The sequence below is a fragment of the Sphingomonas sp. ASY06-1R genome (assembly GCF_052180265.1).
Taxonomy (GTDB): Bacteria; Pseudomonadota; Alphaproteobacteria; order Sphingomonadales; family Sphingomonadaceae; genus Sphingomonas_I.
This window is the reverse complement of the sequence record NZ_CP197464.1, coordinates 2495266-2519259: the sequence shown is the minus strand read 5'-3', so window position 1 is coordinate 2519259 and position 23994 is coordinate 2495266. Positions and strand designations below refer to the sequence as shown.

The window sequence follows — 23994 nt, the reverse complement described above, 5'->3', positions numbered from 1 at the left end:
GCGATGGCGAGGCCCTATTCGAATGATCTTCGTGACCGGGTTGCGGCGGCGGTTGTGTCGGGACGGTCGTGCCGGGAGGTCGCGCGGACGTTCGATGTGAGCGTGTCGAGCGCGGTGAAGTGGTCGCAGCGTTTACGGGCGACGGGAACGGCTGCAGCGAACAAAATGGGCGGCCATCGCAAGGTTCTGCTCGAGCCGCATCGGGAATTGGTTCTTTCGCTGCTGGATGCGTCACCCGACATGACGATGCGTATGCTCGTGGCCGATCTGGCCGGGCATGGCATCTTGACGAGCACGGTGTCGGTATGGCGCCTGGTCCGGTCGGCCGGGAAGACGTTCAAAAAAAACTCTGTTCGCCGTCGAGCAAGAGCGGCCAGTGATCGCGCGAAGGCGAGCGCAGTGGCGGAAATATCAGGGCCGGCTTGATCCGGCGCGTCTCGTCTTCATCGACGAAACATGGGCCAGGACGAACATGACGCCGATCAGAGGCTGGAGCGAGCGCGGGCGCAAGCTCATCGGCCGAGCACCCTTTGGCAAATGGTCGGCATTGACCTTCGTTGCCGCGCTTCGCGCCGACCGGATCGACGCCCCTTGTGTGCTCGACGGGCCGATCAACGGCCAGAGCTTCGCAGCTTGGGTCGAGCAGTTCCTGGTGCCGACCCTCGCGCCCGGCGACGTCGTCATCATGGACAATCTGGGAAGCCACAAAGGGCCCGGTGTCCGCACAGCGATACGATCAGCCGGCGCAAAGCTGCTCTTCCTGCCGCCTTACTCGCCGGATCTGAACCCCATCGAACAGGTCTTCGCCAAACTTAAACTCATGCTCAGGCGAGCGGCTGAGCGCACCACCGAGGACACCTGGCGCCGCATTGGCTCGCTGCTCGACCGCTTCTCGCCAGACGAGTGCGCCGCATACATCCGAAACTCCGGATATGCTTCCATCTAAAAGAAACCGAGTCTAGCGATCCCGCAGCGCTACGGTCAGGCGAGCGACGGCATTGCCTTGGCGCGGCGGGCCTGGCCAAGCGTCTCGCCCAGCGCTTCCATCGTATAAGGCTTGGCGAGCAGCGGGAACCCCTCGGCAGCGGCGGAGGCGGCGGCTTCGCTGAAGCCGGTCATCAGCACGACCGGCAGATCGGGCTTATGCCGCGATACCTGGCGGGCCAGCTCAAGCCCGTTCATCTTCCCCGGCATGATCATGTCCGAAAGGACGAGGTCGATCGGTCCGTCCTCCTTCACCAGCCGCAGCGCGTCCGTCGCGTTCGTCACCCGGCGGCTATTATAGCCGAGCTCGCCCAGCATCTCGCATACCAGCTCCGCGACATGATCATCGTCTTCGGCCACCAGGACGGTCGTGTCATGTCCGGAATCCTCGACCGTCGCCGCCTTGCCGGCGCTGATCGGTACCGCAAGCGTCGAGCGTGGGAACAGCAGCGACACGCTCGTTCCCACGCCAAGTTCGCTATCGATACGAACGCTGCCACCGGACGCCTGCACGAATCCATAAACCTGGCTCAGGCCCAGCCCGGTGCCACTGCCGACACCCTTTGTCGTGAAGAAGGGCTCGAACACCTTCTTCACCATATCGGGGGCGATGCCGGTGCCGCTGTCGCGGATGCACACCCGTACCATATCCCGTTCGGCTTCACCGGATGCCGGAATGTTCGCCGCGCTGATCGCAATGACACCGCCGTCCGGCATGGCGTCGCGCGCATTGATCGCGATGTTGAGCACCGCCACATCCAGCTGCGACGCGTCCACCTCGATCGGCCACAGGCCAGAGGGGAGGTCGAAGGCGATCGTGATATCCTCACGCAGCGATCGTTCGAGCAGGTCCTCCAGCCCGCGCAAGCGGGTGCCCACGTCGATCACTTCGGGCGTCAGGGGGGAGCGCCGCGCAAAGGTCAGGAGTTGTTGGGTCAGCTTCGCGCCGCGGTCGATCGCCTGCCGGATGCCGTCCTTCAGCCGATCGCGGCGAACCGGATCGGTCGTCCGCTCCAGCAATTCGATGCCACTCGATGCGACCATCAGCAGATTGTTGAAGTCGTGGGCGACCCCGCCGGTCAGCTGGCCCATCGCCTCCATCTTCTGGGATTGACGCAGCGCCTCTTCGACGTCGCGGCGCCCGGCTATCTCCGCCTGCAGCCGGCGGTTAGCGGCGCTGACCGATGCATAAGACGCGCCGAGCACGGCCACCAGCAGACAAGCCATGACGATGATGATGGCGATACCCAGATAGCGCGTCGCCCGGCGCGACCAGTTTTCGGTGGCGGCGCCCAGATAGACGGAGCCCAGCTTGGTGCCGCCCTGTTCGACCGACGCGGTCACGATCAGTTCGTCTCCACGCAGGGTGGGGCGCCGTACATGGTTGACCTGCGGCAGCGGTTCCCCCGCGCGCGAAAAGCCGGCGACCAGACGTCCATTGGCCGCATAGGCGCCGACGGCATCGAAATCGGGACTGGCTTTCAGGGCGTCGATATATTCTCGGGTTGCGGTGTCGTCATCGAACGCCAGCGGTCCGGCCAGGCTGCCCGCCAGCACGCGCGCCTGGACCTCAACCTCGCGCACCTTTTCGGCACGCGCCTGATTCTCGTTGTGGAAAGCAAGAAACAGGCTGGCCAGCAGCAAAGCCAATGCGAGACTGATGCCGATCGCCGGCGTCTCGGCAACACGCAGCAATGCCCTTCGAAGCAAGGATGGGCGGCTCATCGGGTTACGTTGACCGCAAGGCCAAGCAGCTTCGAACTGATCGCGATGCCATGCTGTTGCGCGGCCGCCTGATCGATCGTGAACCGCAGCCGGTCTCCGACCGTCACAAACTGAACGATACCGCCCGTCACCCCGCCGGTCTGATCGGTCACGGTCAGCACCGGCTGGTTCGCGACCATCTGCAACATCTCCTCCGAATTCGCCCCGCCGCCGACGAAAAGGATATGGCAGGTTGGTTCGGGTTTGATCTCGCTTATGCGGTGAACCGTGACGGGGCGGCCGTTGATCCGCTGCCCGCGGACCGCATCATCCAAAATCCGGCCGAACGGGTCGTGCCCGACCAGGCAGATGGTGAGCGGGTCGTTAGGGCCCTCAAAGGCGCTTTCGGGCCATTGCACGAACGGGGCGAAACGGTAGATGTAGCTGGCCTTCACCGCCGCCTCCAGCGGGAGGTCGGCAGGCTCCGCAACGCCTGCGGTGGCGAGAGTCACCATCACGCTCAGCGCGCCGGCCAGTGCCATTCCGATGCCTTTTGCTGCCACCCCGCCCCGATACGCAACATCAACCGGCATGGCGAGGTCCAGCGTCGTGGGCGGGTCGATTAGAAGATGCCCAGGAACTTCTTCTGCGTCTTTTCCGCCTTCACGTCGCGGCTCTTGCCTGAGCCCACATCCTTTCGGGGCTCGCCCTTGGTGGTGCGTTGCGCCGATGCTTTCGCGCCGGCCAGAACGGGGCCGCAGGCGGCGCTCTTCGCATCGCCCGGGTCCACGAAGGCAATGATCGCCGCCACCGGGCTGGCGACGAGGCCAAGCGCCAGACCGGCGCCGCCGCGGGCCAGCAATTGCGGTGTGATGATCTGCATCTGGGGTTTGGCGAAATAACCGCCAATGCCGACGGGCGACTGCCCGGAGAACAGGCTGAACTTCTTGCCGTCGGCGCGGAAGGCGAGGCTCAGCGATTCATCCCTGAAACTGAAGCCGCCCTTGGCCGTCATCACATTCTTGTCGGTGTCGATCAGGATCGGATCGGCGGCGGCGATGCCGTCGCGCACGGTGAAACCGATCAGACCGCAATTCACCTGAACCGGCTTCTTCAGTTTGTCCTGCAGCAGCCGCTGGAAGAATACGCCGAGATCGAATTCGCTCAGCTGAATATATTGCGTCCAGAATGTGCCCTTGGGCAGGATGACGGCAATACGACCGGAGGAAGTGGCGAGGCTCTTGCGCAGCGAATCCCCAACGCCGCGCATCTTCACGCGCGCGGTCATCATGCCGGACGCGGGCGCATCGGCGACGCCGCTCTTGTACAGGAGTTTGCCGATCGGCGTCGGCGAGAGACGGATGTCGTAATCGGTGACGACCGAGGGGGTGCGGGCGTTGATCACGATATCGGAACGCAGGTGCCCGCCCGACACGTCGAAATTCAGCGGCGACAATTTCAGGAGCGAGCGATCGAGATCCAGCCCGAGCACGATATTGGAAACCGGAATGAAGGGCTGGTTGATCGTCGCGATCGAATAATTCACCTTCGCATCGAAACTCTTGATCGAATCGCTGCGCAGCGGCGCGTCCGGCAGGATGCGCGGAACGCCGTCACGCTTGTTCTGCGTCGTTGCGGCTGCGGTGGCGCCCTTGCTGGCCAAGGCGGTGGCGTCATATCCGATGAAGGGGCCGACATCGATGATGTCGACATGCCGAGATGTGATGTCCGCAGTCAGCAGCATCCGTTCGTCGCTGTTGGCCGGCACGCGCGCGGTGAAGCGCCCCGCAATGTCGCTTGCTCCATAAAAGCCGGTGAGGCGCGTGAAGCGATATTCCTGGCCCTGCTTCACCATATGGGCCTTCAGCCGATAGGTGCGCGTCTCGGGAACGGCGACGCCGATCAGATCGAACAGATAGCGGATGTTCGGCCCGCGCGCGGCGACCGCCAGATCGCTGCCCTCGATCATCGTCGCGCCCGGCAGATTGCCGGCAATATCGATTCGGAACAGAGCGCCCTTAGCATGCAGATCGAATTTATTCGTGCCGCCCGCCATCAGTTGGTTGGGTGAGGATTGGCTACCCCACAGCCTGAAGGGCCGATCCCGCATCGTTCCGTCGCCCGTGAAGCGGACGGCATTGCCGAATTTATTGTCCTGTGCCCTCATCGCCTGGAAAGCCACGTCGACGGAAAGCTGCATCGTCGGATCGCGGTATCGCGCGGTCGTTCCGTCGATCTGGGCGCGCTGGATCAGCGGCATCTTGAAAGGTTTGCCGCCGCCCTTGCCGAAGGTCCACGTATTCTGCTTGCGCCGGGCGTCCCACTCCATGTCGGCTGCGCCGTCGACCAGATTGATCCAGTTCACCTTGGCCTGGTTGCCGAACAGCAAGCTGAACGTATCGATCCGCGTGTCGATCAGCTTGGCCTGAAACAAATTGGGCTTGGACGCCCATTCGGGGTTGGAAATACTCAGCCCCTCGGCAAGGAACTTGGTGACGAAAGGATCGAAATACAGGTTGAAGTCGCCCGCTACTTTCACGCTGCGCCCGGTATGGGAGCTGGCGATGCGTTCGAACGTGTGCTTCAGGAACCTGCCCTTCGTGACGAACAGCACCAGCCACGCCAGAAAGATCAGCCCGATCAGCGTTGCCAGGATCGATATGCCGGTTGCCAGCGTGTGCGTGCCGGCCAGTCGCCGCTTGTCCCGCAAGTCCGCGTCGAGCGGGGGGCGTGTTACGGAATCGCTGTCTACACTTTGGGCCATCGAGCGTGTAACCGTTCCGCATCGGCAGGGGTTCCGCCGGCGCGGCGGCGTGCGATGGATGGTTGCACAGCCCGCCATACTGCCTTATAGGCGCGCCCTTCCAAGCGATAATGGATGAACTGCCCGGCTAGTATGGGCTGCCGTGGCCGTTCTTGATCGCTCTCGAAAAGGAGACGAAAATGCCCAAGCTGAAGACGAAGAGCGGCGTTAAGAAGCGCTTCAAGCTCACCGCCACCGGCAAGATCAAGCACGGTGTCGCTGGCAAGCGCCACCGCCTGATCAGCCACAATTCCAAATATATTCGCCAGAACCGCCGCACCGATGTGCTCGCCGCTCCCGATACGGTGCGCGTGAAGCTCTGGGCGCCCTACGGCCTCAATTAAGGAGTAGCGGGACATGGCACGCGTCAAGCGCGGCGTAACTACGCACGCAAAGCATAAGCGCATCCTTGAGGATGCGAAGGGCTATTATGGCCGCCGCAAGAATACGATCCGCATCGCCCGCCAGGCGGTGGAGAAGGCGGGTCAATATGCGTATCGCGACCGTAAGGTTAACAAGCGCAATTTCCGCGCACTCTGGATCCAGCGCATCAACGCTGCCGTGCGGGCCGAAGGCCTGACCTACGGCGTGTTCATGCACGGCCTGAAGCTGGCCGGCGTCGATCTGGACCGCAAGGTCCTGGCCGATCTCGCCATGCATGAAGGCGCCGTGTTCAGTGCCATCATCGCCCAGGCGAAGGCAGCACTGCCGGAAGGTGCCCGCGTCGCGGCATAACCCGATCGACGGCAAGAGAATGGAAAGGCGTGGGGGCAAGGCCTCCACGCCTTTTTTCTTGGCGATTGCTGCTGCCATCGCGTGGATATAATTTTGCGTAATGTGCATCGTGACGCGTTCTTACGTCTAATGACAACATCCGAATCCTCCTGTTCAGGCTGCCGCGACGGCGCGGCCTTCGAAACCGCCTTCTCCATGGCGTTCCAGCCGATCGTCGATCTGCCGGCGCGGCGTGTCTTCGCCTACGAAGCCCTGGTGCGCGGCCCCGCGGGTGAGCCGGCCGCCATCGTGCTCGATCAAGTCACACGCGAAAGCCGCTATGCCTTCGATCAGGCATGCCGGGTCAAGGCGCTGCAAACCGCCGTCGCGGCGGGCATCGTGGCGACGGGGGCAAAGCTGTCGATCAACTTCCTGCCAAATGCCGTCTATTCGCCAATGGCCTGCATCCAGCTCACGCTCGCTACCGCCGCGCAGACGGGTTTCCCGCCCGATCGGCTGATCTTCGAATTCACCGAGAATGAGGAGATGGGATCGCCCGAACATGTGGAAGCGATCATCGATACCTACCGAAAGATCGGCTTTTCCGTCGCAATCGATGATTTCGGCGCGGGCTATTCGGGGCTGGGCCGGTTTGCCCGTTTCCGTCCGGATCTCATCAAGCTGGACATGGACCTGATCCGCGGCGTCGATGGCGATCCTCGGCGCAGCGCGGTGATCGCGGCGACGGTCGGGATGTGCGCCGCCCTCGATACGGTGCTAATCGCGGAAGGCGTCGAAACCGTGGCGGAAGCGGCGACGCTCGATCGCCTCGGCATCCGCTTCATGCAGGGCTATCTGTTCGCGCGCCCCGGGTTCGAACAACTGCCGGAGGCCGTCTTTCCCGCTTTGGCGTAAGTGAAGAGCGGAATTAGCCAGGAACGATCGCCCCGCTCACGTCATTCTGCCAAAGACACGGGGCCTTTGTGCGGACGGCTGCCTACGGCTCCCGCACATCGCCCGCCACGCTTTGGGAGCCGATGATGAAAGCAATGGTCTTGCACGCCCCAGCCGGGCTTGATCGCCTCGTGCTGGAGGATCGGCCCGATCCCGAAGATCCTGGCGCGGGGGAGATTCGCGTCCGGCTACACGGCACCTCGCTCAACTTCCACGATCTGGGGGTGGTTACGGGCCGAATGCCGACAGCGGACGGTCGCGTGCCGATGGCAGATGGCGCCGGGATCGTGGAAGCCGTGGGCGATGGCGTGCGTGAATTTGCCGCGGGCGACGCGGTCGTGTCCTGCTTCTTTCCGGATTGGCAGGCGGGCACCGCAACGATCGGCGACTTCAGCCGCACACCCGGCGACGGCATGGATGGGTTCGCCCAGGATGTCGTGGTTCGCCCCGCGACCGCGTTCACCCGCGCGCCGAAAGGCTATGACGCCGTGGAGGCCGCCACCATCACCACAGCGGGGCTCACCGCGTGGCGGGCGCTGGTGGTCGACGGCAAGCTGAAGGCGGGTGATACGGTCCTGCTGCTCGGCACGGGCGGCGTATCGATCTGGGCCTTGCAACTGGCGAAGTTGATGGGTGCGCGCGTCGCGATCACCTCCTCCTCCGATGAAAAGCTGGAGCGCGCCCGCGCCATGGGCGCCGAATATAGTGTCAACTACCGCGCGCGGGAGGATTGGGGGCACGCCGTCCGCGACTGGACGAATGGACGTGGCGTCGACCACGTCGTCGAGGTCGGCGGCCCCGGCACGCTGGCCCAGTCGATCGAAGCCGTGCGGGTGGGCGGTCACATCTCGCTGATCGGGGTGCTTACCGGCATGGGCGGAGAGGTCCCGACGGCGCTGTTGATGGCGCGGCAGGCCCGGCTCCAGGGTTTGATCGTCGGCAGCCGCGCCGAGCAGCAGGATATGGTGCGCGCGCTAGAGGCGGGTGGCGTGCGGCCGGTAGTCGACCGGCGCTATCCGCTGGAACAATTGGCCGACGCGTTCCGCCACCAGCAGACTGGCGATCATTACGGTAAGGTCGGGGTGGAATGGTGACGGCCTTGCGGACGGTTACCGCTGTTCATGGCGCGATCCGCGACGATATCGGCGATCTCACGACGCGCCGCCCGCTTCCGGCGCCGGGCTTGCCGCAGGTCGATCCATTTCTGTTCCTCAACCATCATGGTCCGCAGATCTACCCGCCGCACAATCGGGGGCTGCCCTTTGGGCCCCATCCGCATCGCGGCTTTGAAACCGTAACCTTCATTCTCGCCGGCAGCCTCGCGCATCATGATACGGGCGGCCATGAGAGCGTGATTGAAGCAGCTGGCGTCCAGTGGATGACGGCTGGCGCCGGGTTGATCCACGCCGAGCTGTCGCCCCAGGCGTTCATGGATGCTGGCGGTCCGCTCGAAATTCTGCAGCTATGGGTCAATTTGCCGGGGCGGCTCAAGATGACGCCGCCCCGCTATACGGGGCTGCAGGCCGAGAGTATCCCGTCCTTCACGCTCGATGGCGACGGCGCGATGATGCAGCTCATCTCCGGCGAATATGGCGCGGTGTGCGGCCCGATCGAATCGCTGACGGGTGTTTTCATGGCTACCGTCACCTTGCAGGCCGGCAGCCGCGTGGAGCTGCCGGCCCCGCGCGGTCGCAACGTGTTCCTCTATGTCGTGAGCGGCCGGATCGGCATCGCTGGGGCATCGGTCGATCGCTGGCATCTGGTCACGCTGGCGGATGATGGGGATGCAGTCGCTATCGCGGCGGATCAGGATACGGTTCTGCTGTTCGGCCATGCCGATCCGATCGGGGAGCCGGTGGTGGCGCACGGGCCGTTCGTGATGAATAGCCGTGAGGAGATCGAAACCGCGATCCGCGACTATCATGCCGGTGCCTTCAACCGCCCCGCATCATGAAAACCGACATCGCAACCCGCGTGTACGATCATGGCTGGCGGCTTGATCCGATCGTCCGCAGCCTGCTCGATACCGATTTCTACAAGCTGCTGATGCTGCAAATGATCTTGCAGCGCCATCGCGACGTCCATGCGACCTTTGCACTGTTCAACCGCAGCCGCCAGGTCCGTCTGGCCAACATCATCGACGAACGGGAATTACGCGATCAGCTGGATCATGCGCGCACGCTGCGTTTTTCCAAGAAGGAGCTGATCTGGCTGGCCGGCAACAGCTTCTATGGCCGTGAACGCATGTTCACGCCGGAATTCATCGCCTGGCTCGCCGACTTTCGGCTGCCCGAATATGAATTGCAGGCTCGCGACGGTCAGTATGAACTGCGTTTTGCCGGCAGCTGGGCCGAAACCACCATGTGGGAAATTCCGGCGCTGGCGATCATCAATGAGCTCAAGGGGCGGATGGCGCTGCGCGGCAAAGGGCGTTTCGCGCTCGACATCGTCTATGCACGCGCGAAGGCTAAATTGTGGGAAAAGGTCGATCGGCTGCGTGGCCTGCCCGATCTGGTCCTGTCCGATTTCGGTACGCGTCGGCGCCACAGCTTCCTGTGGCAGCGCTGGTGTGTGGAGGCGCTGAAGGAAGGACTGGGGGATCGTTTCATTGGCACCTCCAACGTGCTGCTGGCGATGGATTCCGATCTGGAGGCGATCGGCACCAACGCGCATGAACTGCCCATGGTGGAAGCCGCACTGGCCGACAGCGATGCCAGCCTGCGCGAAGCGCCATTCCGCGTGCTGGACGAATGGCGTCAGCTCTATGGCGGCAATCTGCTGGTCGCTTTGCCCGATGCGTTCGGCACCGCCGCCTTTTTGCGCGATGCCCCTGACTGGGTGGCCGACTGGACCGGCTTTCGCCCCGACAGCGCCCCGCCGATCGCCGCCGGTGAGCAGATCATTGCCTGGTGGAAGGCGCATGATCGCGACCCGCGCGAGAAGCTGCTCATCTTCTCCGACGGCATGGACGTGGGCTCGATCGAGGACGTCTACCGCCATTTCCATGGCAAGGTGCGGATGAGCTTCGGTTGGGGCACCAACCTGACCAATGATTTCCGCGGGTGTGACCCCGATGGCGGCGGCGGACTCGATCCGATCTCCCTCGTTGCCAAGGTCGTCGAAGCGAATGGGCGCCCGGCGGTCAAGCTCTCCGACAACCCGGCCAAGGCCAGCGGCGATCCGGCGGAAATTGCCCGTTATTTGCGCGTCTTCGGTGGGGAGGGACGGGTCGACCAGGCCGTGACCGTCTGAGCGGCTACCCTCCTCGCGCTATTGCACCGGTAGGCGGATCTATGGCTTGACCAAGGAAACCGGCGTGGACAATTCCGCATTGCAGCGTATGCGCGGGCGGGCGCCTGGGCCGGCATGGGCATGGGCTGCGATCCTGAAGACGACGCCCATATAAGCTGGGCGATCGACCTGCATTAAAAGGCTGAAACGTGACTACCGACCCCGATCAGATGCGCAGCGAGCTGCTGAACGCCATCACCGCCGTCAATGATTCCGACGCGTTGGAAGCGATCCGCGTGCGCGCGCTGGGCAAGAGCGGCACGATCACCGCGTTGCTCAAAACGCTGGGCGGCATGACGCCGGAAGATCGTCAGGTGAAAGGTCCCGAAATCCAGGAATTGCGGATTGCGGTTTCCGACGCGATCGCCGCGCGCAAGCTGGCACTGGATCGCGCCGCGCTCGACGTACGGCTGGTCGCGGAAACGCTCGACATGACCTTGCCGGTGGCGCCGATCGCGCAGGGCAGCGTCCATCCGGTCAGTCAGGTGATGGACGAACTTGCGGAGATTTTCGCCGATCTCGGCTTCGCGGTTGCGACCGGGCCGGAGATTGAGGATGATTGGCACAACTTCACCGCGCTGAATATTCCGGAAACGCATCCCGCGCGGGCGATGCATGACACCTTCTATTTTCCGGATGCGGAGGGCCGCGAGGCGAAGATGCTGCTGCGGACGCACACGTCGCCGGTGCAGGTTCGGACGATGCTCGCCCAGCAGCCGCCGATCCGCATCATCGCCCCGGGCCGTGTCTATCGGGCCGACAGCGATGCGACGCATACGCCCATGTTCCATCAGATCGAAGGTCTGGTGATCGACAAGGGCATCCACCTCGGCCATCTGCGCTGGACGCTGGAGACCTTCCTCAAGGCCTTTTTCGAACGCGACGATATCGTGCTGCGCTTGCGACCGTCCTTCTTCCCCTTCACCGAGCCTTCGGTGGAGGTCGATGTCGGCTATTCGATCGAGAAGGGGCGTCGTGTGATCGGCGGCGCGGAAGGTTGGATGGAGGTGCTCGGCTCGGGCATGGTCCACCCCAAGGTGATCGCGGCCTGCGGCCTTGATCCGGATGAATATCAGGGTTTCGCGTTCGGCACGGGTGTCGATCGTCTGGCCATGCTGAAATATGGGATGGACGATTTGCGTGCCTTCTTCGACGGCGATCTGCGCTGGCTGAAACATTATGGGTTCCGGGCGCTGGATGTGCCCACGCTCAGCGGGGGAGTGGGGGCATGAAGTTCACCCTGTCATGGCTGAAGGAACATCTCGACACGAATGCCACGCTGGAGGAGCTGCTCGTTGGCCTCACCAAGCTTGGGCTTGAGGTCGAAGGCGTGGACGATCCCTCTGCCAAGCTGGCGGGCTTCACCGTCGCCCGCGTGCTGACCGCTGCCCCGCATCCCCAGGCCGACAAATTGCAGGTGCTGACGGTCGATACGGGCGACGGGCAGGGTCTGCAGGTCGTGTGTGGCGCACCGAATGCACGCGCGGATCTGGTCGGGGTGTTCGGCGCGGCCGGCGCGACCGTGCCCGCCAACGGCATGGTACTCCGCGTCGCCGCCATCCGCGGCGTGGAATCGAACGGCATGATGTGTTCGGCGCGCGAGTTGGAACTCGGCGAGGAGCATGACGGCATCATCGAACTTCCTGCCGATGCGCCGGTCGGCACATCCTTTGCCGATTACAGGGGCCTGTCCGATCCCGTCATCGACATTGCGGTGACGCCCAACCGCCAGGATTGCATGGGCGTGCGCGGGATCGCCCGTGATCTTGCGGCCGGTGGCTACGGCACGCTGAAGCCGCTCGACATCCCCACGATCCGGGGCGACGGGCCTTCGGTCGTGCCCGTATCGACGGACGATGCCGAGGGATGCCCGGCCTTCTTCGCGCGGTCCGTGAGCGGCCTCACCAATGGCAACGCACCGGACTGGATGAAGCGGCGTCTTATCGCGGTGGGGCAGAAGCCGATATCGGCACTGGTCGACATCACCAATTATGTGATGCTGGACCATGGGCGTCCGCTGCACGTTTATGATGTCGCCAAGCTGCGGGGCGGCTTGGTCGCCCGCAAGGCAGTGGATGGCGAGAGCCTGACGGCATTGAACGGCAAGCACTATCAGCTCGATGCGACGATGACCGTTATTGCCGATGACGCGCACGTGCTCGACATTGGCGGGATCATGGGCGGCGCGGACTCGGGTGTTTCGGAAACGACCACCGATGTCCTGATCGAATGCGCCTATTTCACGCCCGATACCATCGCGCGTACCGGCCAGAAGCTCGGCCTGACCAGCGATGCGCGGCAGCGCTTCGAACGGGGCGTCGATCCCGCCTTCCTGGGCGAAGGTCTGGCGATCGCCACGCAATTGGTGATCGAGATCTGCGGCGGCAAAGCGTCCGACGTGATCGAGGCGGGGCAGCCGCCAGTCGGTCATGCGACCTTCAAATATGATCCGCTTGCTGCGGCGCGCCTCGGCGGCATGGAGGTGGCGCCCGAGCGCCAGCGCGAGATTCTCACCAGGCTGGGTTTCGGTATCGATGGGGCGTGGACGGTACGCGTCCCCAGTTGGCGCCGCGACGTGGAGGGAACGGCCGATATCGTCGAGGAGATCGTGCGGATCGAGGGGATCGACAATGTCCCCGCCGTGCCTCTGCCGCGCCCGGATGGTGTAGCCCGGCCGACCGCGACCGCGGAGCAGAAGGTGGAGCGCATCGTGCGCCGCACGGCGGCGGCCCGCGGTCTCAACGAAGCGGTGACTTGGAGCTTCCTGCCCCAGGGCGAGGCCGATCATTTCGGTGGCGCCGCCTGGGTGCTGGCCAATCCGATCAGCGAAGATCTCAAGGCCATGCGTCCCTCACTGCTGCCGGGGTTGCTGGCGGCGGCGCGGCGCAATCTGGATCGTGCGGCCGGTCCGGTCCGCTTGTTCGAGCTCGGCCGCCGCTATCTTGCCGATGGCGAACGCGCGACGCTGGGCTTGCTGCTTGCCGGCGACGCACCCCGCGATTGGCGTGGCCGCAAGGCCCCGCTCGATGCCTATGCCGTCAAGGATGAGGCCATCGCATTGTTGGCCGCCGCCGGTGCGCCGGTGGACAGGCTTCAGGTGATGGAAGCGCTGTCGCCGACCTGGCATCCCGGCCGCTCCGGCTCGCTGCGCTTAGGCCCCAAGACGATCCTGGCCGAATTTGGCGAGCTGCATCCCGCGACGCTCAAAGCCTTCGGTCTCGACGGCCCCGCTGTCGCGGCGGAACTGTATCTGGATGCCGTTCCTGCGCGTCGGGACGCCGGGCGCATGCGGACAGCCTACGCGCCGCCCGCCTTACAGCCCGTGAAGCGCGATTTCGCCTTCGTGGTGAAACGCGACGCCCCGGCCGATGCCCTGTTGCGGGCCGTACGCGGCGCCGACAAGGATGCGATCGTGGAGGTGACTTTGTTCGACGTCTTCGTAGGCCCCGGCCTTGTTGAGCATGAGAAGTCGCTGGGAATCGAAGTCACGCTCCAGCCGGCCGAGAAGAGCTTCGCCGAGGCCGACCTGCAGGCCATCTCGGAGAAAATCGTCGCGGCCGCGGCCAAGACCGGTGCGCGCCTGAGAGGCTAGCAAAACTGTGGCCATTGGTCGTCGCCCCGGCGCAGGCCGGGGCCGCTGGAGGCAAAGGCGATCGAGATAGCAGTAGCCCCGGCATCCGCCGGGGCCGCGCCGTCGCTCAGCGTCGCAGTAAGAACACCGCATGCTCGGCCCGCAGATTGGCGGCCGCGCTCGAAATGCGGCGGTCTTCGGTCAGGAACCACGCATCTTCCACAACCAGTCCGCGTTCCGCCACGAAGGCGCGAAAGTCGTCGATGGTAAGCTGGTGAATATTCTCGGTCTCGTACCACGAGACCGGCAGCGCCGCCGTCACCGGCATTCTGCCGCCCCACATCAGGTTCCAGCGGACCCGCCAATAGGCGAAATTGGGAAAGGACACGAAGGCGCGCGTGCCGATCCGCAGCAATTCGGTAAGCACCTTGTCCGGCGCACGTGCAGTCTGCAGCGTCTGGCTCAGGATCGCATAGTCGAACGCATGATCGGGATAATATACCAGATCGGTGTCGGCATCGCCCTGGATCACGGACAGGCCTTTGCCGACGGCAAGGCTCACGTTCGCGGGATCGATCTCCAGGCCGCGGGCATCGACCTGCGCGTGATCGCGCAGTTCGGCCATGAGTTCACCGTCGGCGCAGCCAATGTCCAGGACGCGCGACCGGGGCGCCACATGCTGCGCGATTATCGCAAGGTCGGGGCGCAGGCTCATGGGGCGTTCCGTAGCGCGTCGGCGAAGGCGGGCGCCAGCCGCTCCATATAGCGATCCGGTCGGATCAGCGGGTAAAAGCCGTTCGCCGCATATACGTCGTGCGCGTCACGCGTCACCAATGCGAAGCGGCGTATCCCTTCATAAGCGGGATGATCCAGAAACCAGGCAACCAGGCGTTTGCCGAGGCAGTGGCCACGCCACGGCTCATCCACCCAGACATCGGCCAGCCACGCGAACGTGGCATGATCGGTGATCATGCGCGCGAAGGCGACCTGTTCGTCGGCGCGATAGGCCCCGAGGCAATGGGAACCGGCAATGGCGCGCTCCACCGTTTCCCGCGCGATACCCGGTGACCAGTAACTGGACGCCAGCCAGTCATGGATGCGGGCAACGTCGAGCCGGGCCCGATCGTCGGACAAGGTGAAATCGCTCATCGCGCACCCGCGCGAATGAAGCCGTCGACCACGCCGAACAATTGCGGGACATCCAGAAGGAACGCATCGTGACCGAATGGCGAAGACAGTTCGACGAAGCTCGCTGCGGCACCTGCGGCATTCAGCGCGTGGACGATCGCGCGCGATTCCCCCGTCGGGTACAGCCAGTCCGTGTCGAAGCTGACCAGGCAGAAGCGGGTTTTGCTGCCCTTGAACGCATTTGCGAGCAGGCCGCCATGCTCCTCCGCCAGATCGAAATAATCCATCGCGCGTGTGATATAGAGGTAGGAATTGGCGTCGAACCGATCGACGAAGCTGATCCCCTGGTGGCGTAAATAGGATTCCACCTGGAAGTCGGCGTCGAAGCCAAACCCTTTCTCGCCGCGATCCTGCAGCTTGCGGCCGAACTTGTCGTGCAGGCCCGCTTCCGAAAGATAGGTGATGTGCGCCGCCATTCGCGCGACCGCGAGCCCTGCGGACGGCGGATCGCCGCGCCCGTAATAATTGCCGCCGCGCCAGTTCGGGTCGGCCATGATCGCCTGGCGCCCGACTTCGTGAAAGGCGATATTCTGCGCGGAATGGCGCGCGGCAGATGCGATCACGACCGCGGCGCGCACCCGGTCCGGAAAGCTTGCCGCCCATTCCAGGATTTGCATGCCGCCCATCGATCCGCCGACCGCGGCCTCCAGCGTCGCCACGCCGAGATGATCCAGCAGCATCGCCTGTGCGCGCACCATGTCGCGCAGCGTGATGACCGGGAACGACATGGCATAAGGCGCGCCCGTCTCCGCCCGGATGGTGGCGGGTCCGGACGAACCCATGCACGATCCCAGCACGTTTGCGCAGATCACGAAATGGCGGGCCGGATCGATCGGACGTCCGGCCCCGACCATGCGTGTCCACCAGCCGGGCTTGCCCGTGCGCGGATGGGCCGAAGCGACATGATGATCGCCGGTCAGTGCGTGGCAGATCAGGATCGCGTTCGATTTCTCCGCGTTCAGCGTGCCATATGTCTCATAAGCGATGTCCACCGGCGAGAGGACACCGCCGCCGTCAAGCTTGAGGGGCCTGGGCAGGGTGACATGGCGTGCAAGGCCGAAGCGTTGATCGTCGGACATCGGAGCGGTCGGCTAGGGGGGCGCCGCGTCCATTGTCAACTCCATGTGCCGCCGATGCCGTGAAAAGCGCCCGACCGCCCGATCCGTAGCGGCCTGCCAATCGCTCGACATTGGGGCGAAGCGGCGGCTACCATAGGAAATCACATAAGGATCACAAATGGTTCGCCTCTCGCTTCTCGCTGCCGCCACCGCCATATTCACCGTCGCTCCGGTGCTCGCCGCCAATCCGTTCGAACAGCAAAGCACGCTGCCATATCAGGCACCCCCGTTCGATCGTATCAGCGACGCGGATTATCAGCCGGCGATCGAATTGGGCATCGCGCAGAGCTTGGCGGAGATCCGCAAGATCGCCGACAATCCTGCCGCGCCGACCTTCGATAATACGGTCGTCGCGATGGAGCGGCAGGGGCAGATGCTCAATCGCGCCCAGCTCGCATTCGGGCAGGTCGCGCAGGCAAATACCAATCCGGTGCTGCAAAAGACGCAGGCCGCGCTGGCGCCGCAGCTGGCGGCCTATAGCGACGCGATTTATCTCGATCCCAAGCTGTTTGCGCGGTTCAAAGCGCTGAACGATCGCAAGGCGTCGCTCAAGCTGACCGAAGAGCAGGCGATGCTGCTCGATGATTATTACAAGGATTTTGTGCGGGCCGGCGCGCAATTGTCCGCTGCCGATCAGGCGACGTTGCGCGATCTGAACAAGCAGCTGTCCTCGCTTGGCGTAGCGTTCCGGCAAAAACTGCTGGCCGCTACCAAGGCCGGGGCCCTGATCGTGGACAGCCCGGCGCAGCTGGCCGGGCTGGGAAGCGCCGGCGTTGAGGCCGCGCAGCGCGATGCGCAGGAGCGCGGCCTGCCCGGCAAATATCTACTCTCGCTTCAGAACACGACGACCCAGCCTGCGCTACAATCGCTGACGGATCGCGCGACGCGCGAGGCGCTGTTCAAACAAAGCTGGACGCGCGCGGAAAAGGGCGATGACAATGATACGCGCGCGACCATCGTGCAGATCATCCAGCTGCGCACAAAGAAGGCCAATCTGCTCGGCTTCGCAACCTGGGCCGATTATTCCTTGGCCGAACAGATGGCGAAGACGTCGGACACGGCGCGCAATTTCCTGAACGCGCTCGACGCCCCCACGGCCGCCGCGCAAGCACGCGAGCTGTCCGAGGTGCAGCAGGCAGTCGATCTCGAAAAGGGCGGGTTCCAGGCGCAGCCATGGGATTGGGATCTGTATGCGGAGAAGGTCCGCAAGGCGAAATATGACGTCGATGAGAATGAGACGAAGCCCTATCTCGAACTCTGGAACGTCTTGGAAAACGGCGTCTTCTATGCCGCCAATCAGATGTACGGGCTCAGCTTCAAACGTCGCACCGACATCCCGACCTTCCATCCCGACATCCGGGTCTATGAGGCGTTCGAAGAGAATGGGACCCCGCTGGGGCTGATCTATTTCGATTATTGGAAGCGGGACAACAAGGCCGGCGGGGCGTGGATGAACTCCTATGTCCGCCAGTCGAAGCTGTTCGGAACCAAGCCCGTTATCAGCAATACCGCGAACTTCACGAAGCCGGCACCGGGCCAGCCGCCGTTGATCACCTTCGATGATGTGCGCACCATGTTCCACGAATTCGGGCACGGCTTGCACGGGCTGTTCGCCAGCCAGACCTATCCCAGCATTTCGGGTACGGCCGTGGCACGCGACTTCGTGGAATTCCCGTCGCAGTTCAACGAACATTGGGCGCTCGAGCCGCGTGTCCTCGCCCATTATGCCAAACATTATCAGACGGGCGCGGTGATGCCGCAGGCGCTGGTCGACAAGATCAAGCGCGCGGAATTGTTCAATCAGGGCTATTCCTTCGGCGAACTCCTCGCCGCCGCGCAGCTCGACATGGCCTGGCATTCGCTGCCGGGCGACGCCGGACCGCAGGACGTCGACGCGTTCGAAGCCAAGGCGCTGGCATCGACCGGACTGGACGTGGCGCACGTGCCGCCGCGCTATCGCACCAGCTATTTCTCCCACATCTGGGGCGGCGGTTATGCGGCGGGCTATTATGCCTATATCTGGACCGACATGCTCGAAGAGAATGTCTATGACTGGTTCAAGGCGCATGGCGGCATGACGCGCGCAAACGGCCAGCGCATGCGCGATCTGGTCCTCTCCCGCGGGCACACGCAGGATTACAACGTCATGTTCCGCAACATGACCGGCCATGATCCGCAGGTGGCACCACTGCTGCGCAGCCGGGGTATTCCCGCCAAGTAGGGCAGGCGCCGCCGACATCCGGGCATATGCTGGTCCGCCTCGCGCCCGGGATGAATGGCGTCGCCGCCGGGCGCGGCTGACCGAAAACTGTCATATTCACCGCGTAGCCGGGCCGGATGTGTCGCGCGTCAGCCTGGCTTGCATGATCCGTACGGCTGGACGTCGCCTCCACATATGCTCGTTCCGGTATTATAGTGGAGTTGCGTAATGGTCCTGCAGATTGATCGCCGCAGTCTTGTTCTCGGCGGCGCGCTGGGCCTGGGTGCTCTTGCCCTGCCGGCCGGGCGCGGCCTCGCCCAACTGCCGCGCGCCACCGGCTTCACCCACAATGTCGCCAGCGGTGAGCCAGGGCCGGACTCGATGCTGCTATGGACGCGGTATCGGCCGTCCACGACGGACGCCACGATCCGGCTCGATGCCGAGGTTGCGCTCGATCCCGGTTTCGCCAGGATTGTGTCCGGCGGCAGCGTTCGTACCGGTCCCTACCGCGACTGGACGGCCAAGATCACCGTCGACGGTTTGCGACCGGGCACCGTCTATTGGTATCGCTTCGTCGCGCCGGACGGCAGCCGATCGCCGGTTGGCCGAACCAAGACCTTACCGGTTGGGCCGACGCAGCGCTTCGGTCTCGCCGTCTTTTCCTGCTCTAACTTCCCGGTCGGCTGGTTCAATGCCTACGCGCATGCCGCCGCACGCGACGATCTCGACCTGTGGATGCATGTCGGCGACTATATTTACGAATATGATTCCCTCCATGACGCGGATCCGGCCGTGAGCCGGACGGTCGAACCCACCAATGCGATCCTGACCATCGCCGATTATCGCCTGCGCTATGCCTGCTATCGCGCCGATCCCGATCTGCAGCGCCTGCATCAGCTGGCACCGATGGTGGCCTTCTGGGACGATCATGAATCGGCCAATGACAGTTGGGAAGGGGGCGCCCAGAACCATCATCCCGACAAGGAGGGCGATTGGAACCCGCGCCGTGCGGCGGCGATGCAGGTGTATCGCGAATGGATGCCGGTCTCGGACGAGCCCTGGAAGGCCTATCCGATCGGGACGCTCGCCACCCTCTATCGAACGGAAACGCGCCTCCTCGCGCGTACCCAGCAGGCCGATCTGGCACCCTTGTTCAAGGCTGCCGATCCCGATGCGGCGCTGAAGACCTTCCGTGACGGCATCTGGCATGATCCGTCAGCGACGATGATGGGCTCTACCCAGGAAAGCTGGCTCGCGCATGCGCTGAAGAGCAACGCGCGTACGACCAATTGGCAATTGGTGGGGGTCGGGACGATCGTCGGCCGCACGTTGATGCCGACCGACGCCTTGGGCTGGCTGCGGCGCGACGCCACGGCCAAGACGATCAGCAACTTCACGGACGATATTCGTGCGTCGAAGGCTGGCTTGCCGATGTGGATGGACCGCTGGGACGGTTACCCCGCCGCCCGATCGCGCCTGTTGCGCGCCGCCCAGCAGGCCGATGCCGATCTCGTCTTATTGTCGGGCGACAGCCACAATGCGTGGGCCTTCGCACTCAGCGAAGACGGCAAGCGCGCGGGCGTCGAATTTGCTGGACACAGCATCACCTCCAACGGCTTCGAGAACAGCTTTTCGGCCGATCCGCTGACCGTGGCGCGCGGCTTCGTTGCGACCAACCCCGAACTGCGCTGGGCCGACACCAGCCGGCGCGGCTACATGATGTTCGACATCCGTCCCCAGCAGGTGTCCGGCGAGTGGCTTTTCATGCAGACGATCAAGATGCGCACCACGGCGCTGAGCGGATCGCATCGCATGTCGGTGCAGCGTGGCCGCCGCGTCTTCGCGACTTAGTAGACTGGCCCGATCTTCGACACGCCGATCAGGCTCGAAAGGATACCTTCACTTGATCGGCCGCTTCTCCAGCTTTCGCGCGAGCGTGCGGCGGTGCATCCCCAGGCGGCGTGCCGTTTCTGAAATATTGAAATCGGTCGCGACCAGCGTCTCGTTGATCCGTTCCCATTCCAGCGTCTTGATCGACGTTGTGCGCTGCGAGATGGGCACGTCGGTGTTGCCGCCGGCGCGCGTAAAGGCATCCTCGATATCGTCGGTATTGGAAGGCTTGGCCAGATAATGACACGCGCCGAGCTTGATCGCTTCCACCGCGGTTGCGATGCTGGCGAAGCCGGTCAGAACTACGATCAGCATTTCCGGATCGTGCGCGTGGAGGCGCTGCACGCACGGCAGGCCGGATGCATTGCCCAGTTTCAGATCGACGACGGCAAAGCGGGGTGCCGCCTCATCCAGCAGGGCATCCAGCTCTTCGGGGCTGTGCGCAACCCAGACGCGATACCCGCGCCGCTCGAAAGAGCGCTGCAACGTGCGCGCGAAGGTCGCATCGTCTTCGACGATCACCAGGCGGCGGGCATCGTCCATCATCTCTCCTGTTCGGGATCGGGCGACAGCGGCAGGATCAGCTTCACTTCCGCGCCGCCGGCCGGGCGGTTGCCCGCCTCCAGCCGGCCGCCCAGCCGTCGGGCCACATTCGCGGCCAGGAACAGGCCCAGGCCGTGGCCCGCACCCTTGCTCGATTGATAGAGCTTGCCGATCATCGGCAATTGCGCCGCAGGAAAACCAGGACCGCGATCCGTGACCGCCAACACCAGATGCGTGCCATCGCGCGTCGCCCGGAAGCCAACGCCATAAGGCGAGAGCTCGGCGGCATTGTCGAGCAGGTTCCAGATCGCCTGACGCAGCGAGGCATCGACCACGAGCGCGGCCCGGTCCAGGCCTTCCATCGTGAAATCCAGCGGCAGCACCGCGTGTGTCTGGCTCCAGGCGGAAATGGTCTCGTCCAGGAAATCGGTGACCGCGGTTTTCTCCATATCCTCGCCGCGCGGCTCGCCCGCGGACTGGAGAATGTCGGACACGATCGCCTTGCAGCGGCGCACCTCCGCCTGCATCTCGCCCAGGTCGCTCGCCAGATCGGGATCGTTGGCAATTGCCGGCATCCGGCGCCAGTCGCTGAGAATGACCGACAGCGAGGCGAGGGGTGTCCCCAATTCGTGCGCGGCGCCGCTGGCAAACAATCCCATGCGGACGATACTGTCTTCTTCCGCCGTATGTTCCCGCAGGTCGGCGAGATAACGGTCCCGCGCGCGCAGGTTGCGCGTGATGCGCGTGATGAAGAGCCCCAGCAGCGTGCCCGTCAGCGCGAAGCTGATCCAGCCGCCGACCCGCTGGAGATCGCCCAGATTGGCAAAGACCTTGGGTGGGTAGACGAGGGGCGCGCTGTGCGCGGCCAGCCATGCATAGCAGCCGCAGGCGGCGCAGACGACGACGATCACCGACCATGCTTCCAGCAGGATTGCGCCCAGCACGACCTGCAGCAAATAGAGCGAGATGAACGGATTGGTCGCGCCGCCGCTCATGTGAAGTTGCGCGGTCAGCACCGCCATGTCGAGCAGCAGCGCGATCATGGTCGCGCTGTTGGTGATCGTCAGACGCGGCAGCAGCAGGATGTTCGCCACATTGGCGAGCGCCAGCAGCGCCACCAGCGCGATCATCCAGACCAGCGGGAGCGGGACGCCCAGGCCGAGATTGACCGCCAATATGGTGATCAATTGACCGCCGACGGCAATCCACCGCAGTTGGATCAATTGCCGCATATTTTCCGCGGCGATCGTCGGCAGCGGGCTGCGCGTGCGACCGATGCCGACGCGCCGCGTCAGGGCCAGGACCGGCGTGTCCATCAATCGCCTTTTCCGGACCGCCACGCAATCCGCGTGCCGGCAATACACAGTCCGCACAAGGCGAACCATGTCAGCGCATAGACCAGATGGCTGTTGCGGAACTGGATGACCGTCAGCCCGCCGACGGGATAGCCCCCCGCATTAGGCGTCGCATCCGCGTCGATGAAATAGGGGGCGACGCGCTGCAGGCCGTGCGCCTGCGCGATGGCGGCGACGTCACGCGAATACCAGCGGCCGGCGGCGGGATCGTTGCTGCGCAGGAACGCGCCTTTGGGCTCGCTTGCCCGCGCCAGGCCGGTGACGGTAACGACGCCGGGCTGCTGCGCGAGGGCACGGCTGCGGGGATCGCGCCGTTCCGGCGGCACATAGCCGCGATTGATCAATAGGATGCCGTTCGTCGTCTGCAACGGGGTCAAGACCCACCAGCCGGGTCCCAGATCGGTTACCGCCTGCACCAGCGTTTCCCGATCATGCAGGAAGCGGCCTTGGACGCGTACGCGCGTATAGGCCATGTCGGTCTTCCAGGCGGCTGCCGCGGGTGGGGCCTGCGGTGCCGCATGGATCCGCGCTTCCACCCGCGCAATCAGGTCCAGCTTCCAGGCGCGGCGTTCGATCTGCCACACGCCCAGCGCGGCGAAGCCTGCCGCCAGCAGCAGGCAAAGGGCTATCAGTCCGCGCCGCGCCGCCATGTCATTGTCTTTAGGATCCGCCGTTCATGCCGTCAGTGCCCATCGGCATCATGTTCGTATTCAGATGATACATGATCCACAGCGAGCCGCTGATGACGATGGTGATGATCACGACCGTGAACATCAGCGTCATCAACGTCCAGCCGCCTTCGGAGCGGCTGTTGACGTGCAGGAAGCTGAGCGTGTGCACGACGATCTGCACGAAGGCGAGGGCGATGATCAGCAGGACGGTCGTCTGCACGTCCGCGATCACGCCGGTCATCACCAGCCAGAACGGGATGGCGGTGAGGATGACCGACAAGGCGAAACCGGTCAGATAACCGCGCCGGGTGGCGTGGCCCTGGGCGGTTACCTCGCCGTGGGCCAGTTCGTGGTTGCCGTGGGGGGCGCTCATCGCAGGACTCCGAGCAGATAGACAAAGGTGAAGACGCCGATCCAGACCACGTCCAGCAAATGCCAGAACATGCTCAGGCACATCAGCCGCCGCTTATTTTCCGGGATGAGGCCGTGCTGGCCGAGCTGGACCAGCGAAACCATGATCCACAGCAGGCCGAAGGCGACGTGCAATCCGTGCGTTGCGACCAGCGCGAAGAAGGCGGACAGGAAGGCGCTGCGCTGTGGCGTCGCCCCTTCGGCGATCAGGCTGCTGAATTCGTACAGCTCGATGCTGATGAAGGCGATGCCGAACAGGGCCGTGATCGCCAGCCAGACCTGGGTGGACCGCACCCGGCCTTCGTCCATCGCGATCATCGCCATGCCGCAGGTGATCGAGGAGATCAGCAGCATCGCCGTGTTGATCGCGACCAGCGGCAACTCGAACAGCTCGCGGGAAGTGGGCCCGCCCGCATAGCTGGAACTCAGGACGCCATAGGTCGCGAACAGGGTCGCGAAGATGAGCGCGTCGCTCATCAGGTAGATCCAGAAGCCGAGCAGCGTGCTGCCGCCGGTGCCGTGCGCGTGATCGTCTTCCTCGATCACGTAGAAAGCGGGCTTTTCCGCGGGGTTTGTGGCCAGAACTGGGTTGGTCAT

General features: G+C 64.1%; 22 protein-coding genes. 11 read left to right on the top strand and 11 right to left on the bottom strand.

Translation table 11 applies throughout. The features are described 5' to 3' along the window. Positions 1-3: 3 nt before the first annotated feature. Positions 4-946, top strand: a protein-coding gene (locus tag ACSBM8_RS12105) for an IS630 family transposase (protein WP_442678269.1) whose coding sequence is annotated in 2 segments (ribosomal slippage) — positions 4-339 and positions 341-946 — 942 coding nt in all. Because the reading frame shifts where the segments join, the coding sequence is not laid out codon by codon here. A 35-nt stretch (positions 947-981) separates the two neighbouring features. Here the strand turns inward: ACSBM8_RS12105 and ACSBM8_RS12100 are convergent. The 3 genes from ACSBM8_RS12100 to ACSBM8_RS12090 form a co-directional block, all read right to left on the bottom strand. Beyond that, positions 982-2679, bottom strand: coding sequence for an ATP-binding protein (locus ACSBM8_RS12100; RefSeq protein WP_442678268.1), 1698 nt, complete (start codon positions 2677-2679; stop codon positions 982-984). A 26-nt stretch (positions 2680-2705) separates the two neighbouring features. Then, positions 2706-3230: a YfiR family protein gene (locus tag ACSBM8_RS12095; protein ID WP_442678267.1), complete on the bottom strand. Its 525-nt coding sequence runs from the start codon at positions 3228-3230 to the stop codon at positions 2706-2708. A gap of 80 nt (positions 3231-3310) precedes the next feature. Then, positions 3311-5452, bottom strand: a complete 2142-nt coding sequence (locus ACSBM8_RS12090; protein WP_442678266.1) for an AsmA family protein — start codon at positions 5450-5452, stop codon at positions 3311-3313. A gap of 179 nt (positions 5453-5631) precedes the next feature. On the opposite strand from ACSBM8_RS12090, the gene rpmI reads away from it, so the two are divergent. The 8 genes from rpmI to pheT all read left to right on the top strand — a co-directional run bounded on the left by rpmI (position 5632) and on the right by pheT (position 14042). Further along, on the top strand, positions 5632-5835 hold the full coding sequence (gene rpmI, locus ACSBM8_RS12085; protein WP_442678265.1) for a 50S ribosomal protein L35: 204 nt from the start codon (positions 5632-5634) through the stop codon (positions 5833-5835). Between the two features lie 13 nt (positions 5836-5848). Continuing rightward, complete coding sequence (gene rplT, locus ACSBM8_RS12080) at positions 5849-6226, top strand: 50S ribosomal protein L20 (protein WP_442678264.1); 378 nt, start codon at positions 5849-5851, stop codon at positions 6224-6226. A gap of 195 nt (positions 6227-6421) precedes the next feature. After that, positions 6422-7120 carry an EAL domain-containing protein gene (locus ACSBM8_RS12075; RefSeq protein ID WP_442678263.1) on the top strand — a complete coding sequence of 233 codons (699 nt, stop codon included), beginning with the start codon at positions 6422-6424 and terminating at the stop codon, positions 7118-7120. Between the two features lie 125 nt (positions 7121-7245). Beyond that, on the top strand, positions 7246-8253 hold the full coding sequence (locus ACSBM8_RS12070; protein WP_442681581.1) for a zinc-dependent alcohol dehydrogenase family protein: 1008 nt from the start codon (positions 7246-7248) through the stop codon (positions 8251-8253). A 5-nt stretch (positions 8254-8258) separates the two neighbouring features. Then, the gene (locus ACSBM8_RS12065) at positions 8259-9113 is read left to right on the top strand and encodes a pirin family protein (protein WP_442678262.1); all 855 of its coding nucleotides are present in this window, start codon (positions 8259-8261) and stop codon (positions 9111-9113) included. Continuing rightward, complete coding sequence (pncB, locus tag ACSBM8_RS12060; RefSeq protein WP_442681580.1) at positions 9107-10411, top strand: nicotinate phosphoribosyltransferase; 1305 nt, start codon at positions 9107-9109, stop codon at positions 10409-10411. The genes ACSBM8_RS12065 and pncB overlap by 7 nt, the downstream gene beginning before the upstream one ends. Before the next feature lie 209 nt (positions 10412-10620). Beyond that, entirely contained in the window at positions 10621-11682 is a 1062-nt protein-coding gene (gene pheS, locus ACSBM8_RS12055) for a phenylalanine--tRNA ligase subunit alpha (RefSeq protein WP_442681579.1), read from the top strand. Further along, entirely contained in the window at positions 11679-14042 is a 2364-nt protein-coding gene (gene pheT, locus ACSBM8_RS12050; RefSeq protein WP_442678261.1) for a phenylalanine--tRNA ligase subunit beta, read from the top strand. Before pheS ends, pheT begins: the two co-directional genes overlap by 4 nt. A 106-nt stretch (positions 14043-14148) precedes the next feature. Here pheT and metW read toward each other — a convergent pair whose 3' ends face one another. The 3 genes from metW to metX are packed head-to-tail and all read right to left on the bottom strand — an operon-like array spanning position 14149 to position 16288. Then, a complete protein-coding gene (gene metW / locus ACSBM8_RS12045) occupies positions 14149-14736 on the bottom strand; it encodes a methionine biosynthesis protein MetW (protein WP_442678260.1) in 588 nt (195 codons plus the stop codon). Next, positions 14733-15170: a GNAT family N-acetyltransferase gene (locus tag ACSBM8_RS12040; RefSeq protein ID WP_442678259.1), complete on the bottom strand. Its 438-nt coding sequence runs from the start codon at positions 15168-15170 to the stop codon at positions 14733-14735. The genes metW and ACSBM8_RS12040 overlap by 4 nt, the downstream gene beginning before the upstream one ends. Beyond that, the gene (metX, locus tag ACSBM8_RS12035) at positions 15167-16288 is read right to left on the bottom strand and encodes a homoserine O-acetyltransferase MetX (protein WP_442678258.1); all 1122 of its coding nucleotides are present in this window, start codon (positions 16286-16288) and stop codon (positions 15167-15169) included. Before metX ends, ACSBM8_RS12040 begins: the two co-directional genes overlap by 4 nt. 157 nt (positions 16289-16445) lie before the next feature. On the opposite strand from metX, the gene ACSBM8_RS12030 reads away from it, so the two are divergent. Next, complete coding sequence (locus ACSBM8_RS12030) at positions 16446-18548, top strand: M3 family metallopeptidase (protein WP_442678257.1); 2103 nt, start codon at positions 16446-16448, stop codon at positions 18546-18548. A gap of 207 nt (positions 18549-18755) precedes the next feature. Then, positions 18756-20378 (top strand): alkaline phosphatase D family protein, encoded by a 1623-nt coding sequence (locus ACSBM8_RS12025; RefSeq protein WP_442678256.1) that lies wholly within the window; start codon positions 18756-18758, stop codon positions 20376-20378. A 48-nt stretch (positions 20379-20426) separates the two neighbouring features. Here the strand turns inward: ACSBM8_RS12025 and ACSBM8_RS12020 are convergent, their stop codons facing one another. From ACSBM8_RS12020 to cyoC, 5 genes are read right to left on the bottom strand one after another with little or no spacing between them, the layout of a single operon-like run. Further along, positions 20427-20960: a response regulator transcription factor gene (locus ACSBM8_RS12020; protein ID WP_442678255.1), complete on the bottom strand. Its 534-nt coding sequence runs from the start codon at positions 20958-20960 to the stop codon at positions 20427-20429. Beyond that, complete coding sequence (locus ACSBM8_RS12015) at positions 20960-22276, bottom strand: ATP-binding protein (RefSeq protein ID WP_442678254.1); 1317 nt, start codon at positions 22274-22276, stop codon at positions 20960-20962. Before ACSBM8_RS12015 ends, ACSBM8_RS12020 begins: the two co-directional genes overlap by 1 nt. Then, a complete protein-coding gene (locus ACSBM8_RS12010; protein WP_442678253.1) occupies positions 22276-22965 on the bottom strand; it encodes an SURF1 family protein in 690 nt (229 codons plus the stop codon). The genes ACSBM8_RS12015 and ACSBM8_RS12010 overlap by 1 nt, the downstream gene beginning before the upstream one ends. Before the next feature lie 10 nt (positions 22966-22975). Beyond that, on the bottom strand, positions 22976-23359 hold the full coding sequence (gene cyoD, locus ACSBM8_RS12005) for a cytochrome o ubiquinol oxidase subunit IV (protein WP_442678252.1): 384 nt from the start codon (positions 23357-23359) through the stop codon (positions 22976-22978). Continuing rightward, positions 23356-23994 (bottom strand): cytochrome o ubiquinol oxidase subunit III, encoded by a 639-nt coding sequence (gene cyoC, locus ACSBM8_RS12000; protein ID WP_442678251.1) that lies wholly within the window; start codon positions 23992-23994, stop codon positions 23356-23358. Before cyoC ends, cyoD begins: the two co-directional genes overlap by 4 nt.